This window comes from Tateyamaria armeniaca, assembly GCF_045797845.1.
GTDB classification, from domain to species: domain Bacteria; phylum Pseudomonadota; class Alphaproteobacteria; order Rhodobacterales; family Rhodobacteraceae; genus Tateyamaria; species Tateyamaria armeniaca.
The window spans coordinates 50,534-66,520 of the sequence record NZ_JBHDIY010000004.1; the positions used below are offsets into that span (position 1 = coordinate 50,534).

At 61.8% G+C, this 15,987-nt stretch carries 11 protein-coding genes and 2 pseudogenes; 4 read left to right on the top strand and 9 right to left on the bottom strand.

All coding sequences use genetic code 11. The features are described 5' to 3' along the window. Positions 1–124: 124 nt before the first annotated feature. The 4 genes and pseudogenes from icmH to repA all read right to left on the bottom strand — a co-directional run bounded on the left by icmH (position 125) and on the right by repA (position 5,483). The gene (gene icmH / locus ACERZ8_RS21510; protein WP_407594516.1) at positions 125–1,414 is read right to left on the bottom strand and encodes a type IVB secretion system protein IcmH/DotU; all 1,290 of its coding nucleotides are present in this window, start codon (positions 1,412–1,414) and stop codon (positions 125–127) included. A gap of 520 nt (positions 1,415–1,934) precedes the next feature. After that, positions 1,935–3,136: pseudogene (gene repC, locus ACERZ8_RS21515) on the bottom strand (plasmid replication protein RepC). Between the two features lie 174 nt (positions 3,137–3,310). Beyond that, entirely contained in the window at positions 3,311–4,306 is a 996-nt protein-coding gene (gene repB, locus ACERZ8_RS21520; protein WP_407594517.1) for a plasmid partitioning protein RepB, read from the bottom strand. After that, on the bottom strand, positions 4,296–5,483 hold the full coding sequence (gene repA, locus ACERZ8_RS21525) for a plasmid partitioning protein RepA (protein ID WP_407594518.1): 1,188 nt from the start codon (positions 5,481–5,483) through the stop codon (positions 4,296–4,298). Before repA ends, repB begins: the two co-directional genes overlap by 11 nt. Positions 5,484–5,933: 450 nt before the next feature. Here repA and ACERZ8_RS21530 point away from each other — a divergent pair, with 450 nt between their 5' ends. The 4 genes and pseudogenes from ACERZ8_RS21530 (at position 5,934) to ACERZ8_RS21545 (ending at position 13,373) form a co-directional block, all read left to right on the top strand. Then, positions 5,934–11,582: a beta strand repeat-containing protein gene (locus tag ACERZ8_RS21530; protein ID WP_407594519.1), complete on the top strand. Its 5,649-nt coding sequence runs from the start codon at positions 5,934–5,936 to the stop codon at positions 11,580–11,582. A 230-nt stretch (positions 11,583–11,812) separates the two neighbouring features. Then, on the top strand, positions 11,813–12,778 hold the full coding sequence (locus ACERZ8_RS21535) for a PAS domain-containing protein (protein ID WP_407594521.1): 966 nt from the start codon (positions 11,813–11,815) through the stop codon (positions 12,776–12,778). Between the two features lie 162 nt (positions 12,779–12,940). After that, positions 12,941–13,108 (top strand): annotated as a pseudogene (locus ACERZ8_RS21540) (GXWXG domain-containing protein); the annotation flags it as partial. Positions 13,109–13,244: 136 nt separating this feature from the next. Beyond that, complete coding sequence (locus tag ACERZ8_RS21545; RefSeq protein ID WP_407594522.1) at positions 13,245–13,373, top strand: DUF4334 domain-containing protein; 129 nt, start codon at positions 13,245–13,247, stop codon at positions 13,371–13,373. Here the strand turns inward: ACERZ8_RS21545 and ACERZ8_RS21550 are convergent. The 5 genes from ACERZ8_RS21550 to ACERZ8_RS21570 form a co-directional block, all read right to left on the bottom strand. Beyond that, positions 13,316–13,798 (bottom strand): type VI secretion system-associated FHA domain protein, encoded by a 483-nt coding sequence (locus tag ACERZ8_RS21550; protein ID WP_407594524.1) that lies wholly within the window; start codon positions 13,796–13,798, stop codon positions 13,316–13,318. The genes ACERZ8_RS21545 and ACERZ8_RS21550 overlap by 58 nt on opposite strands. Beyond that, a complete protein-coding gene (locus ACERZ8_RS21555) occupies positions 13,795–14,355 on the bottom strand; it encodes a hypothetical protein (RefSeq protein ID WP_407594526.1) in 561 nt (186 codons plus the stop codon). Before ACERZ8_RS21555 ends, ACERZ8_RS21550 begins: the two co-directional genes overlap by 4 nt. Before the next feature lie 33 nt (positions 14,356–14,388). Next, on the bottom strand, positions 14,389–14,763 hold the full coding sequence (locus tag ACERZ8_RS21560; RefSeq protein ID WP_407594528.1) for a hypothetical protein: 375 nt from the start codon (positions 14,761–14,763) through the stop codon (positions 14,389–14,391). Between the two features lie 71 nt (positions 14,764–14,834). Beyond that, positions 14,835–15,149 carry an FHA domain-containing protein gene (locus ACERZ8_RS21565; RefSeq protein WP_407594529.1) on the bottom strand — a complete coding sequence of 105 codons (315 nt, stop codon included), beginning with the start codon at positions 15,147–15,149 and terminating at the stop codon, positions 14,835–14,837. A 43-nt stretch (positions 15,150–15,192) separates the two neighbouring features. Then, positions 15,193–15,774 carry a DUF6931 family protein gene (locus ACERZ8_RS21570; protein WP_407594530.1) on the bottom strand — a complete coding sequence of 194 codons (582 nt, stop codon included), beginning with the start codon at positions 15,772–15,774 and terminating at the stop codon, positions 15,193–15,195. Between the last annotated feature and the right edge of the window lie 213 nt (positions 15,775–15,987).

The following is a 15,987-nucleotide window of genomic DNA, read 5'->3' on the forward strand; positions in this document are numbered from 1 at the left end:
GCCCGCACCGGCACCGTGGCCAGCCATTCGATCCCTGAAATGGGCAAGCCAATCCAGATCGCGGCACACAGCGAGATCACACCAAGCGTGGTGATCAGGGCGGACAACCAGTTGAAGACGCGCGTCACAACTGCTCCTCTCTGCGCAGCAGAATATCCACCCGCCGGTTCTTGGCCCGCGCCTCGGGTGTGTTGGCCGGATCAAGCGGTTTTGACGGGCCGACGCCCACAACGGACAGGCGCGACGGGTCCGACAGATAGGGCGCCAGCACATCCCGCACCGCAGCGGCGCGCGCCTCGGACAAGGCTTCGTTGGTCTTGTACTGCCCACGCCCGCTCAGCGGGATGTTGTCGCTGTGCCCTTCGATGATGATGCCACCCGGTTCGACCTCCAGCACAGAAGCGATGCGCGCCAGCAATGGGCTCTGCGTATCCAGCGTTGGCGCGCCAGACCCGAAACTCAGCGCAGAGCCGAGGCGGATCGCGATGAAATCCCCCTCTTCCTGCACCGTGGTCAATCCTTGGGCAATCACGTCACCCAACTGGTTTCGCACCCGGTCGACCTGGCCTGTGGGCGGCGCTTCGTAAATGACAAGCTGGCGCGTGACATTGGGCAGTTGCACCCGCGCAATGTCGACCTCCGGCACCGGCCTGTGCAGGCTGATGATGCTGTTCTGGGTGCTTTGCGCCTCGTTTGTCAAAATCCACGCGAAAGAGACAAACATCGCAACGACCATGGCCGCCGCAACCCCGGCCACGATCCAGATCGGAACCAGCGGGCGCAAACGACGGCCTTTGAGGACGATGGGTTTCCACTTTTTCGACAGGATCGGGGCAATGCGCGGCGTGGCATTGCGCAGCCGCTCATATCCGGCTTTACGAAGCGTTGCGAGGGCGCGCGGTCCGTCAGGCGCCGTGCGATATTCGCCCTGAAACCCAAGGGAAAGGCAGGCCAGCATCAGCTCCAGCAAATGGGTGCGTTTGCCCGGCCGGGTCAGAACCTGCTCGTAGCGATCAAAGAAGCCCGCACTGGAATCCGGGTCGTCGAACAGCGTTTTGACCAGCGCATTTTCCTGCCAATACGCCGCATCCGAGCCGGGCAGGGTGGCGGCAATGTCATCACAGGTCGCGGCCAGCGCATAGCGCCCTTCATCGATGTCCTTGGTCGCGATCCGGGCGGTTTCGCACGCCTCGGCAAACTTGGCGATTTCGGTGCGCAGATGGTCTCGCAACGGGGCGCCGTGCATTTCGACCAACCCGGTGCGCAAACGGCCCAGCAGCCCCAGAACGTCACTTGCCGCCGCCAACATCGGGTTCGAGCTTTTGCCGATATTGCGCCCCGACGTGCGCACCGCAGCGCGCAGAGAGACTTTGTTTTCCTTGGGCGGAACGGCCTCTTTTTTCTGGCGTTTCATCTGCGAGGGCAGGAGGGGTTTCGGGGCAGGGGGCGTCGGCTCGGGCAGCTTGGCCCCGATGATGGTCGTTTCGTCCGACGGCTCGGGCGCCTTGACCTGATGAAGGGAGTCTGGACCGGATTCGGACGCGGGGCAGGCTGCGCCTCTGGCAGTTTCTGACCAAAGACCGTGCGATCGTCATCGTCAGGCCGGGGCGGCCTGCCCCCTATGACCGTACGATCCGCGTCATCCTCCTCCGGGGTGTCAGAGCCCGACATGCGACCCCCTGTCTTGAGGATGCGTGACGCCTCGTTCCTGAGGTCTAATCCCTATCATCGCAACCATTCCGCCCAGCCCTTGTGCAGCGGCTTTTGCCTGCCAGGCTGACCCCTCATTTTCACGAGAGGACAGCGACTTAACTGCCCTTTCCGGCACTGTGCTGTTTTCGTTCCCTTGGGTCAAGTTTTGAGGGGATATCAGGGGCAGGGGGCAGAGTTGACAGCTGTCAACTTTTTCCCACCCGAACCAGAGTTGACAGCTGTCAACTTTTCGCCCCTGCACCTTGTGGACGCTGGATTAACGCCATGACCACCCGGGCAACAGAGTATTTACCGGACTGTGCCTGCTGTGTCAGCGTGCGCAGATAGCCACCCGGAGAGCGGATGTCGTCGATGCGCTGCACGAGGCAGCAGACAGTGATCCCTGCGACCTCGCGGCCCATGGCGTGCACGGCATCTTCCCAGGCGGACGGGCTGATGCCAATCATGCCGCGCAGGAATGCGCCCAATCGTGCAAGGTCGGCAAAACTGGCCACTGGGGCTTGGGCGTATTCCAGTGCTTCGGGCACGGCGCGCAGCACCAGCCCAAGAGGGATGGGGACATCCGGTTCAACAACAGAACCGTCCTTCGGGTCAGAGGCATCCACATCCGCCGCCCTGCTTTTTTCTAAGCAAGGTTCAAGATCAGAAGAGTCTGTATTTGAAGTCTGATGCTGACGCTCAGATACGGCGTCATTGCCGCTCATATCTTCTGCTTTGGAGACATAATTCAAGGTCTGTGCCAGCAGATCAGCCACCTGTACGGCAGCCTCTTCCAGCTCGGCCAAAGAGAGCTTGCGGCGCAAGGTGCGGGTCAGATCCAGCAGTGCGGTCAACAGCGCCTCCCATGGGCCTGTGTGTCCCTGTTCCAGCCCATAGAGTGCCAATTTTTGCGCGTCACGCTTTTGCAGAGACACCCGTTCGCGCAGAGTGCGCAACCGTTCCGCCGCCCTGCGCGCAGTGTCTGCAGCCTGGGCGATTTCGGGCGCGCGTACAAGTAGGGGCGCAGGTCAAAGCCGAAGGCGCGCAGAACGGTGCCATCGTGATCGCGGCGGGCATAGCGTTTGCCGTTGGGGCTGTCATGGCGCAGGATCAGACCGCTGTCGACCAGCCGGGCGAGGTGACGGCGCAACGTGCTTTCCGCCATGCCGTGACAACGATCAGACAGCGCGCGATTGGACGGGAAGACGACCATGTCGGCATTTCCGCCGAGGTTCTTCTCGGGATGAAAGCTGAGCAAGGCTTCGAGCACGCCGATTTCGCGGTCGGTGATCTGAAACGCGTCGCGCGCAGTACAGAGCGTGCGCAACAGTTCCCATTTGTCGATATGGGGCAGGGTAGGGGCCTCGGCCGCCTTTGCGGCAGCCTTCAAAAGGCCAGCCGTCACTGGCCGCTGCCCAAAGGGCGTCGTTACAAGTCGTTCCATAAGCTGTTCACAAGGCAAAAAAGTGCCGTTCACCCGCCAGGTGTTGTTGACAGCCGACTCATGGAGCGCGTAGATTCGGAGGTGCTAGAACCAAATCGAAGCCTCTCGGGTCGTTATGATCTGGGGGGCTTTGTTTTTATCGGCGGTGCCTGAGTTGTGCCTCCTGTTGTTTGTTTACTGCTCGGGGTCATCATCGGACCGGGATTGCACCCAGGTCCGGTGAATGTCGGAAAGATTGTCGACAAGCCAGTTCTCGAACCCGCCTCCGCCATCGCGGGGCAGGGTGAGGACAACCTTGTCATGGCCCATCATTGCGCGGGCGATAGGGGTGCCGGTGGTCGCACCCATCACGGTGCGGCGACTGGCGCGGGGTTTGGCGGGTCCATCCGCGCCCGTATGTTTCTGGGCAGGCAGTGCGCTTTCATCGCCGGTTTTGATGGCGATTTCGAAGCGGTCGTTGCTGTCGCTGTCAGGTGTTGCCCGCACCGCGATCATGTCGATCATGGTCTCCGCGTCGACATCACCCGTCTCTAACTTGCTGGCCAGAGCCGACCAGCGGTCCCGACCCACGGAAGGTGCGGCGCCGATCGTGGCGATCAGATCAGGCCCGATCCGGTCCACAATCTGCAGCATTCGCGACACGACTGTCTTGTCAATGGCCAGCGCGTCGCAGATTGCGGCCCGTTCATAGCCTGCGTCCCGCATCTGGGCGGCGAAATTGGCCTTTTCGATGAATGACAGACCGCGCCGCGCGTTGTTTTCCTGGCCTTGCGCCATGACCAGTGCACTGTCATCGAGATCGCGCAGCAGCGCCTTGACCGGATGGCCAAGGTCGCGCATCGCAAGCACGCGGCGGCGGCCATAGACGATCTGGTACCGCTCGGGATCATCCGGGTGGGGCCGCACAAGCACCGGCACCTGCTGCCCGTAATCGCGGATCGAGTCGCGCAGGGCGGCATCTTCGGCGTCGTCAGTTTCAAGCCGGTCCTGAAGCCCGCCCGCGTCGATCATGAACGGGTCAATGTCGAGCAGCGCGCGCGCCTTGAGCGCCTCGATCGACTGGCTGACCGCACCAATCGCCCCTTTGAGCGGGCGTTTGGCGGCGGGGGCGGTTTCGGCGGGTTTGGCCCCGTCGGCCATCAACCCATCAAGCAGGTTTTTACGTGCCATTGCGCCCCCATGCGGTTTGCACCAGCCCTTCGATTTCGCTGTTGACCGCGTTGATGGATTCCATCGCGCGGTCGTAGGTGGTGCGGGTGAACTGGCCTTTTTCGACCTCGTAGAGTGTCTGTTTCGTGATCCCGGCATCCGAGATCGCGGTGGATTTCAGCACGGTGTTGTTGAGCACATGATCGCCAAAGAGCGAGCGCATGAACGTCACCATCTGGTTCTGAGGCCCGTCGCCGGGTTCATAGCGCGTGACCACGTAGCGCAGCCAGTCATAGGACATATCGCCCCCCGCATCCGCCACCACGCCCAACAGGTTGGACGTCATCAGCAGGAACTGGCACATCGACATCACGTCGAGCATTTGCGGATGCACGGTGACCAGCACGGCGGTCGCCGCCGACAGCGCGGACATGGTGAGAAACCCGAGCTGCGGCGGGCAGTCGATGATCACCACGTCGTAGTCCTGTTCAACCTCACCCAGCGCCGTGCCCACCCGGGTAAAGAACATCGCCCCTTCGCGCGCGGCAAGTGCGCGTGGGGTTTCGTGCTCGAACTCCATCAGGTCGAGGTTGCCGGGGATCAGGTCGAGATTGGTGAAATAGGTTTTGCGGATGAGGCTTTGGATCGGTACCGGGTCATCATAGCGTATCGCGTCGTAAATCGTGCCACCGTCCAGCAGATCGAATTCGGGCTGGAATCCGTGCAGCGCCGAGAATGAAGCCTGCGGGTCCAGATCGATGGCGAGCACCCGGTAGCCGTCGAGCGCCATTTTCTGGGCGAGGTGGGCGGCGGTGGTGGTCTTGCCCGAGCCACCCTTGAAGTTGATCACGGTGATGACCTGCAAACCGTCGCCCGTGCGCCGCCCGGGCAGGTACGTGCCGGGGGATTTCGCCCCTTTTTCGAGCATCTGGCGCAGGGTCTGGATGTCTTGCGGCGTGTAGTGGCGCCGCCCGCCTGCGCGGATTTCGGGTTCGGGGCCACGCCCGTCCAGATGCAGCTTGCGCAGGTAGGCGTCCTTGACCCCGAGCAGGTCGGCGACCTCACCGGAGGTGAAGGTGCGCAGGGTGCGTTGGGCATCAGGCGGAAAGAGCTGTTCGCGGTGCGCTTGCAGACGTTCGGAGAGGCGCGCGGCGTGCGCGCCCACGAGAGTGTCGATGCGTGTGACATGCTTTTGCATGCGCGGTCCTGCCTGTTCTGTTGTGCGCGGGTTTGTCCCGGCACCTGCACGGTCTTGCGGCGGATTTTCCCGCCATTCTGTCTTGCGCGGGTGGGCCCGCGATGTCACCATTTCAGGGTTAACGCGACCTGTGTGGTGCAAGTCTGGCACCGATTGGACTGCGTGAGTTACGCTGAAAGGCGTTTTATTCTGTCTCTAGCGTAAATGATTTACGGGTTTTTACGATTCCCGCAAGGTTTTTCTATATGTAGTGTTTTATGGGCCAATTGCCCCTAGGGCACCTGACCCGCCCGTTGCCCCCATCAGAATCACATGCAGAGAATGTGCCTAAAGGTCACAGTTAACGGCATTTTCTGCGGTAACGGACGGTAAAGGATTTGCGAGCCGCGCCGCAACATGGTTCTGTACGGCCAACTGAATTCAACGATTAGAACCCCGGGGACATTTGCGATGCAATTTGCAACCAGCGATTTTCAACCACGTGGCGTACACACCATTGCGCTGAGCACGACGATCATTGTCACATTACTGGCAAGCAACGCGTGGGGACAGGCAGCAGACCTCGAATGGGATGTCGACCCGGCAGCGGGTGTGACCACGGGCAACGGCGTCTGGGACACGACCACGACAAACTGGACCGCTGACGGCGGCGCGACCAACGAGGTTTTCGACTCCGGCGAACCTGACAACGCGATCTTTGGCCCCCTAGGCGGTCTGACCGACTACACAGCCACCCTGGGCAGCGATATCACCGTCAACAACATCACGTTCAACGACGCCAACATCACCATCGATGGCGACGCGGGCGATGCGTTTTCCTTGTCGATCGATGGCGTAGTGACGTCGTCCGCGGCCAGCAGCGACCTGCGGATTGCGGCAAATGTCGCCACGGGTCTGACGGTTGAAGGTCCGGGCGATTTGTCGATCACGGGAACGGTGGCCGGTACCGTCACCAACGACGGCGCATCAAGTACCGTCATCTCGGTTTTCAACACTGTGGGTGGCTTGGACAGCAACGCCGGAGTGACCACGATCCGAACTGGTGGGTCGGTCACTGGCGCGTCTTTTGTGACGGACAGTCGCGTTTCGACCATTGGCGGAACGCTGGGCCGAGTCAATGTAGGCCCGAATGGCCTTCTGGACGTCAACAGTGGCACCGCAGGCGAAGTCATTCTGCGCAACGGCGGCATGGCCGACATTGATGGCGGCACGATTGACAGCTTGCGCCAAGTGAACAACGCCACCACGGCAACGGTGATGGATGCCGGTGAAATCACCGGTCTGACTGACATTGACGCTGGTACGTTCACAATGAACGGCGGTACGTTGGGCGCTGTCGAGAACAACGCCACCTTCGTTCTGAACGGCGGTACCGTGGGTGACGTGTCGAACAGAGTGAACTTTGTGATCACCGACAGCGAAACCGTCGGTGGCAGCTTTACCAACAGCGTCTCCGGCACTCTGAACGCCTCGACCGTGGCGGCAGGCACCAACGTGACCCTGACAACGACAGGATTCACCAATGCCGGTGATATCGACACCAATGGCACCGACACTGTCACGATCAATTCGGTTGATGGTATGGGCGGGGATGGTGATATCGTCCTGAACGCGGGCACGACGTTTGATGGCGCCGCACCTGTTCTGGGTGGCGCGGTGATCCTTGATGGTAACATCGTTGCCAACATTGATCTGGATATAACCAGTGCGCTGACGCTGCTGGGCGATCTGACCAACACGGTCCAGATGGACATCAGTGCCGCACTGTCGGCTGATAGCAACGATGTCACCAATACCGGCACGCTGAACGTGCTGGCGGGTGGATCGATTGCGGGTGCAGGCACCTTTCTGAATGACACCGGCGGCACCACCACCATTGCGGATGGCAGGTCGATCTCCGCTGGGGTGATCACCAACAACGGCACCATAGGTGTCGGTGCGGGTGCAACTCTTGAGGGCACCTCGAATACGCTCAACAACAACATGACGATCAATGTCGCCACGGGCGGCATCGTGACCGACGCGGGCGACATCAACAACAACGCGGGCGGCACCATCAACTTTAACGGCCCCGGCGGCACAGCACAGCTGAACGCGGGCGGTGCGGGCACGGGCGCGATCAACAACCTGACTGCAACCTCGGCCATCAATGTGGTGTCCGGAAACGTCACGGTCGGAAACGACAACCTGAACACCGGCGGCACGCTGAGCGTGGCGGGCGGGTCGACCATGTCGGGCATCGCCCTTCTGAACCAGTCGGGCGGCACCATCGAGGGTGGCGGCACTGTCAGCAGCGCGACCTTTACCCAGTCGGCCGGCGAACTGTCAGCGGGCACAACCGTGACCTCAGCCGGTGCGCAGAGCCTGAACGGCGGCACGATTGCGGGCAACCTGAACGGTGCAGGCGCGATCACCGCAGCAACCGGCACCACTGGGATCACCGGCACTGTCACGAATGCTGCAAGCCTGACGGTGAACAGCGGTGCGGTGAACATCACCGGCACCGGGTCGGTCGACACGGCCAACAATGCGGTGAATGTCACCGGTGGCACATTGTCCACGGATGGCGACGGCATCGCGGATGACGAAGCGGTCACCGTGTCCGGCACCGGCATCCTGAACGTGGATGGCGATGATACCGTGGCCTCGCTGAGCCAGACAGGCGGCACCGTGAACGGTGACAGCGCGCTTGGCGTGACGGGGGCCTTCCTGCAGTCCGGCGGCACAACCGGCGGCACGGTCGACATCAACGCGGCCACGTTCACTCAGTCCGGCGGCGCAACCGTCGCGGCCGGCACGACCGTCACTTCGGCGGGCGCACAGGCGCTGAATGGCGGCACCGTTTCGGGTGCGCTGGACGGTGCGGGCGCGATCACCGTCGCAACCGGAACCACGGCGCTGAGTGGCGGCACCATCACCAACGCCACGTCGCTGTCAGTGAACAGCGGGACGCTGAACGAAACCGGTGGAGGGTCGATCGACACGGCCAGCAACTCGGTCACCATCAGCGGCGCCGGCACCCTGACCACAGACGGCAACGGAATCGCCGATGGCGAAACTGTAACGGTTCAGAACACCGGTACATTCACCGTGAATGGTGCGGACACCATCGCAGCCCTCGATCAGGATGGCGGGACCGTGAACGGTTCCGGCACGGTGACAGTCTCTGGCCTTTATGACCAGTCCGGTGGCACCACAGGCGGCACTGTGACCGTGTCGACCGACACCTTCAACCAGTCGGGTGGCGCGACAATTGCCGCAAACACCACCGTCACCGCATCCGGGGCCAAGACCTTGTCCGGCGGTACCATTGCAGGCACCCTGGACGGGACCGGCGACACGACCGTCGATACCGGCACAACCACGGTGGCAAGCGGTGGTCTGATCGGCGGCACCGGCACCACGACCGTAGAGTCTACCGGCACGCTTGCCCTTGCTGGCGGCACAGTATCGAGCGGACTGACCCTTGATGGCGGCACAGTCGCTGCGACTGCGAATTCCACTGTGAACGGCGCATCGGTGAATTTGACGACAGCCAACAACGGCACATTGCTGGCCGCCGCTGGCACAACCCTGACCATCAACCCCGCCGCCCTCAACTCGGGGCCCGGCGCACTGACTGTCGGCGACGGCACGAACACCGGCACTGTTGTCCTTGGCTCCACCGGTGCGGTCACGCCGACAACCGGGTCCAGCCTAAACGTCAATGGCGGTACGTTGCAATTCGGCACGGCCAACGCGGCAAGCACGCTTTACAGTGGCAATGCGGGTGCGGCGCCACAGAACACGGTCGTCGGGGCCAATGGCACCATCGACATGAACGGCTTTAACACGACCCTTGCCGATCTGTCCGGATCAGGCACCATCACCAGCAGCGTGGCCGGAACGCCGGAACTGACGATTGATGCACTGAACGACACCACCTTTGCCGGTGTGATCGAGGATGGTGCGGGCACCACATCCCTGTTCAAGGATGGCATTGGCGTGACCACCCTGACAGGGGCCAACACCTTCACCGGCACGGCGCTGGTCGGCTCGGGTGAGCTGGCCCTTACGGGTGCGGGTTCACTGGCCACCAACGATGTCCAGATCCAGGGCACGGGCACTGAGCTGTCCACGGATGGCGGCGCTTTGCAGGCGACGGCCAACGTGCAGATGTCCACGGGCATTTTCGACCTGACCGGGTCTGAAACCATCTCGTCCTTGGTAGATGGCGCTGGCAGCGCCACGACCCTGACCGGTGCGACAACCGTCCTGTCTCTTGGCGGGCAGGGCGCCAACTCGACCATCAACGGGCTCGTCAGCGGTGACGGCACGCTGAATGTCGCCGGTGACACCACGACCGTGAACGGATCTGTCACTGCGAACACCACCGTTTCCGGTGGGGCGCTGATCAACAGCGGTTCCGTTGCCAGCCTGACCAATTCGGGCGGCACGGTGCAGTTGAACAATGGCAGCACCACGGCGAACCTGACCCAGAACGGCGCAGGAGTATCGACCACTGTGCTGGGCACGGCGGCGGTGGGCGGTCTGACCGACATCGACGCGGGCCTGCTGGACATCGCGGGTGGCAACACGCTGACTGCGACCGGCGGCGTGGACATCGCGGGCGGGGCCAACCTGAACCTTGGGGGCACTGTGGGCGGCAACGTAACCAGCGCAGGCACGATCAACGCATCGGGCGGCGCCAGCCAGATCACCGGCAACCTGACCAGCTCCAATCAACTGAACCTCAGCGGCAGCTCTGCCAACACCGTGACCATCGGGGGCGATGCCAACCTGACAGGGAACATCACAATCGATGCCACCCTGAACGGCGCAGCCACTGCCGATGTCAGCAACATCGCAAACGTGACCAACCTGAACGGCAGCGTCGAGCTGACACTGGGCAACTTCACCGGATCGGGCAGCCTCGACAACGCCGTGTTGGCCAACTTTACCGGCGCGAACGGCCTTGCCGTGACCCGGTTCAACAACTTTGCGGGCCTTGTTGGCCCCGGTCTGAACCTGGCCATTGTTGAATCCGGAAATCAGCTGGTGTTCTCTGAAACCGTCAGCAACTCGGTCAACAGCGTGGCCGCGACCGTCGGACTGACACAGACACTGGTCAACACGGTCGTGAACCGGCCCACCAGCCCGTTTGTGGCTGATCTGGCCGCCGGTGCAGAAGAAGACCCCTGTGGCGCAGGTGTATGGACCCGGGCAACCGGCGGTACCGCGAACGCGGATGGTACATTCATCGACGTTGAAGCCGCTCAATCCGGCCAGTCGCCTGTCAGCCTCAACTATTCGGGCTTGCAGTTCGGCGGCGACTTTGCCTGCTTTGGCGGTCACTACAACGGATGGGATCTGGCCTTTGGCGGCATCGGTGGCTTCAACACCGGCAACAGCACCAGCACTGCGCTGGACTCGGGCGGCGCGCTTGAAGGTATCCTGACAAGCGACATCACCCAGCGTTATGCCGGCGTCTACATGACAGCGGCGCGCGGACGCTTCTTTGCAGACCTCCAGTTCCGCTTTGAAGATACGTCGATCGAAAGCTCGAACACGGCGTTCGGCACGGGTGCCAGCAGCCTTGGCGATTTCCAAACCGAGTATGACAACGAAGGGCGTACATTGTCCGGTGCTGTCGGTTACTCGTGGCAGGTTGCGGACAATCCCGGTCTGACCTTCGTGTCCTCTGCTGGTTTCTCGTTCTCCAAGAACAAGACCGATGACGTGGTCCTTGGGACCGGCGGCACGCTGACCTTTGAAGACGGCGACAGCAAGGTTGGCTTCCTCAGCGCGTCCATTGCCAACACGGTGATCCGCCCGGACGAGATCAGCCTGATCAGCTATTTCGGCACCGCAACAGTCTATAACGACTTTGCCGATGACCGGACCGCGTTCTTTAACGCGGGCGGCACATCGCGGGAACTGGCGATTGAGAACCTTGGCGCGTACGGCGAAGTGAGCGTTGGGGTGAACTACCTCACCTTGCTGAGCCCTGGTCAGGCGGGCAACGCACGCCAGTTGAACGCATCCGTGCGTGTCGATGCACGGTTCAGCAGCGAAATCGAAAGCTACGGCATCACCGGTCAGTTCCGCCTGCAGTTCTGATCCGCGCCAGAGCATCGCAAAATCGAACGGGGCATCCCATCAGGGGGTGCCCCTTTGCGTTTCGGGGTCTGCCGTAAGGTCATTTTTGGAAGTGCGGCCGGTGGCCCCACAATCGGTTTTTGTATCTTGATCCGCAGGCCAAGCATAAGCATATAGCCAAATCCTGCGTGACGGTCCCTGACAGTCACGCGTCGTTGCCACGCCCTTGCGCATACTGGAATGAGTAGAAGATGTCGTCCGACACCCCGAAGATGCTGGAAGCCGCTGGTTTCACCGAAGACGACATGCGCAACAATGCCGTGTTTGCGCATGCCATTCGGCACAGCCGTCTGCCTTTGTGCATCACCGATCCATCCAAGCCAGACGAACCCATCGTGTTTGCCAACCCGGCATTCTGCGAATTGACCGGCTATACCGAAGCGGATTTTGTCGGCAAGAACTGTCGGTTTCTGCAGGGGCCAGAGACAACACAGGAGAGCATCGATCAGATCCGCGCGGCGCTGTCCTCGAACGCAGTCGCGATGGTCGAGATCGTAAATTATCGCAAATCGGGGGAAAAATTCATCAACGCCCTGCAGATCGGGCCGGTTTATGACGAAGACGGCAACCTTGTGTTCCGCTTTGGATCGCAACTGGATGTCTCGCAGGTGCGCGAAAAGGAACGCAAGGTTGCAGCCCTCAAGACCGAAGAGTTGCTGCATCGGTTGAAAAACATCGTCAACGTGATGACCGTCGTCATCAAGATGACGGGCCGTTCGGTGACTGATCCGAAGGAATATGGCAAAAAGATCGTCGATCGCCTGACCGCGCTTGGACAGGCCCACTTTGCCACGATTTCGCCAGACACGCCCAAAGTGCTTCAGTTCAGGGAATTGGCGCAGATGCTCTTGGTGGCCTATGCCCCGCTGGGCGAGGCCCAGGTGCGCCTGAGCGGCGACGATGTATCGATCCCGGAACAGTCCGTGACCGCGCTGACCCTGCTGCTGCACGAATTGGCCACCAACGCCGTCAAACATGGCAGCCTTGGGGTCGAGTGCGGCGCGGTTGATCTGACGTGGCAGGTCACCACTGACGGGGCGCTGCGTGTGATCTGGCAAGAGCGCGACGGACCGCAGGTCAGCCAGCCTGAAGCGGGAAAGTGGGTCGCGCATTGTGAAATCGCTGGTCGAGGCATCCGGCGGGTCGCTGACATATGACTGGCAGCCGAGCGGGCTGGTCGCGCAACTGGAATTGCCGCTTGGGTGACAACGGTGTTATCTGTGCCTGTTCCCTGCGGTTCGGATTGCACTCAAAGCCTGACGGTGGCGGGCCAGTACACACAACAAAAGACACAGGATAACATCGTGACCAACGCACCCATGAGCACTCAGGATGCGATTGCCCGTTTCGACAGTCTGGACCCGGCGCAGGCCGATCAGATGGCGGGCCGCTGGACGGGCCGCGATATCGCGACCGGGCATCCGATGGACGGGATGCTGGCCGCGTCTTACTGGTACGGCAAGCGGTTTGAGGGGGAGGATGCGGTGCACCCCCTTGTGCACAAGGTTCCGTTCTGGGGCGAGTGCAGCGTCAATCCCGCGCTGCTGCCGATCCGGTTTCTGACCGCCATGCCGATGCGCGACACTCTGCTGCCGATCCTTATGCCCGTTCTGGCTCTCCATTGTGCGCACCGCCAAACCAAGGGCGAGACTGCGCACGGTATCTTTTCGGGGCCGTCTGCACGCCGCCATGTGTTACGATGCCAAGCCGATCAACGACATCTTTGCCGTCATTGATGAGAGCAATCCATGATGGGATGGATGGATTTCAAGGCGATGGAGCGCCCCTATTTCTTTGAATTGACCCGTAGAGGTCTCGAGTATCAGGAGCGCGTCCAGCGCCTGATTGTAGCGCCGCGCAAAGGCATCAAGGAATGCATCCAGCATCCCGTTTTCGCCCTGTGCCGCGCGTGCGGCCCAGCGTTTTTCGTATTCTTCCCAGGACTTGCGCGCGCCACTGCCAAGCCGTCCGCCGCCCACGTCTTTTTCGATCTCGGGAGGGGCGAGCCCTTCGAGCATGTCGGCCAGAGCGGGTTGGATCGCGGCCATCATCGCCGCCTGATGCTGGCGGATGTCGGTCAGGGCATTGTCGAACCCGTCCGGGCCGGTCTGATAGCCATCGCGCGGTTGCACGAACAGGGCTGTGAACGCCTCGTCCGGGTCCATCATGAACTTCATCGGGTGTTGCCGCTGGCGATCCGCATCGTGCGATCATCATTGGCCACGAACAGTTTGACCGCCGAGCGGTCCTGCAGCATCTGCATCATTTCCTGCGTGCCGAGGCGGGCGCATTTGCCCAGCATCACGCCGAGGTCGTGCAGATCAAAGCCCAACGCATCCGCGTCTTCGATACCGGCACCTTCTAGGAACCCTTCTAGCAGCGCGTTGCGCGCAGGTTCGGCCGGGGCGGGCGGTGGCGCGGGTTCCGGGGCAGGGGCGGCTCGCGCGGCTGCCGGTGGTTCCGGCTGTTCCGCCGAAACAGGGCGGGGGACCGCCGTTTCGGCAAAGCGTTCGCCAAGTCCGCGCGGGGTCACATCGGTTTTTTCCACCACGGGTTTTGGCGCCATGTCCACATTGTCAGGCAGCACCAGCGGTGCCGCGGTCGGATCGGCGGGCGAGAATGGCCCGGTCCGGTCCTGGGCGGTGGGGGCGGTGCAACGGGGCACTTCGTTCATCGGCACGGGGGCCGGACCTGATTGCGGCACGGGCGCTGACCTGAAACGCGGGCGTTTCATTTGGTGCAGCCGGCGTCGGGGTTGGTTCCGGGCTTACCTTTTCCGGGCGTGGCGGCGGGGCAGATGGCGCAGGTCTGGCCGCGACAGGCGGCGTCGAGATCGGTGGAGTTGAAATTGGCGGGGTCGAGATTTGCGCAGCGCGCGGCTTTCCTTGGGTGCGTCCGCCAGGTCGGACCCGCTAAGGTCCAGCAGGTCGTCAAAGTCATCAGGGATTGGCGTTGCAGGCGGTGTGCTGGTCGCCATGGGCGGCATCGAGATGCCACCTGACGGTCGCTGAACACCGGTCGCGCCGGAACTGCCGGCCTGAAACCGGGAAAAGTCGGGCGTTTGCGCCCCACGTCCCGAGGAAGTGGCGGCAGGCACGTGGCGTGGCACACCCGCATTTGTGCCTTTGGCGGTTGGGGTCATCGAACGCGAACCGGGGGGCCTGCACCCCTTGCGCACCGGAGATCTGGGAAAAGGTCGGGTCCTCGGCCGGTTCAAGAACCACCGCCACGACATAGCTGCCGATCCGGATGGTGTCGCCATGTTCCAGCTTGCGCTTGCCATCCACACGGGTGGTGATGCCGTCTCATGAACGTGCCGTTGGTCGACACGTCCTCAAGCACATAGCCGCCACTTTCAAAGGAGATTTTGACGTGCCGACCGGAGATGAAACGGGTGGTATCGGGCAACGACCAGTCGTTGTCCATCTTGCGCCCGATGCTGATCCCCTGACCCAAGACCGAGATGTCTTCGGGCATGTCGCCTGCCGCGTCCGACCGGTTCTCGATTCGCAATGTCAGCCTGTCCATAGGTCTCGTGTTTCCTTTTGACGGGTGCGCAGCCGGGGCGGCGTCAATTCAGGCGGAACAGCCCGGCGGCACGGTCCAGCACGAAGTCAAGGCTTTCGCCGCGGTGTTCGGTGCGCATCTGCCCGACGGCCCGCATGACGGCCGAACTGATCGCGCGTGGTGCCCGCCATGGCGGGACAGTGACCAGATCGTTCGGTGCAAGGGGCCCGCCGGACCACCCGACCCCAAGCCCAAGATAGACGGCGGGGGACCGGCGCGGCGCAAACAGGGCCAGTTCCAGTGTCTTCCAGCGATTTTCGGAGGAGGTGTCATCCAGCCATTCCGAAATCAGGTTCATCAGTTTCGTGTCTTCGGGGGCCATGTCGGGGATCAGCGAAGACACGCATTCCATCCCCCATTTGATCCCGGCCTTGGGTTGCAGCGCAAAGGCGGTGAATGTCACTGCCTCTTCGGGGGTGCTGGAGGCCCGCAGCCGTTCAAGGAACCCGCGATAGCCTTCGTCGTCTTCGGGCGGCGTTTCGATAAACTTCCCGATCTCCGGCATTTCTGCATAGAGCTCGTTCACCCGATCAAAGCGTATGGCCCGTGCGGGTGGCAGGGTTTGTTCAGAATTCAGATCGTCCATCACGGCCGTCTTTTGAAATATTTTATAATCACGTTGATGACTGTGCGATGCGAGGCGGCGCAGGTCAATGTTTTGAACCAGCTTTTGCCCAGGAGTTTGCAAGGAATGTGTTCAATCGGGCGGTTCACGCAGCATTGTTACATAGGAGCGCCACAAACGCATGAAAAGGTATGAAATACCCCCATACGAATGCACGTCCTTTCGCTAGCCTTA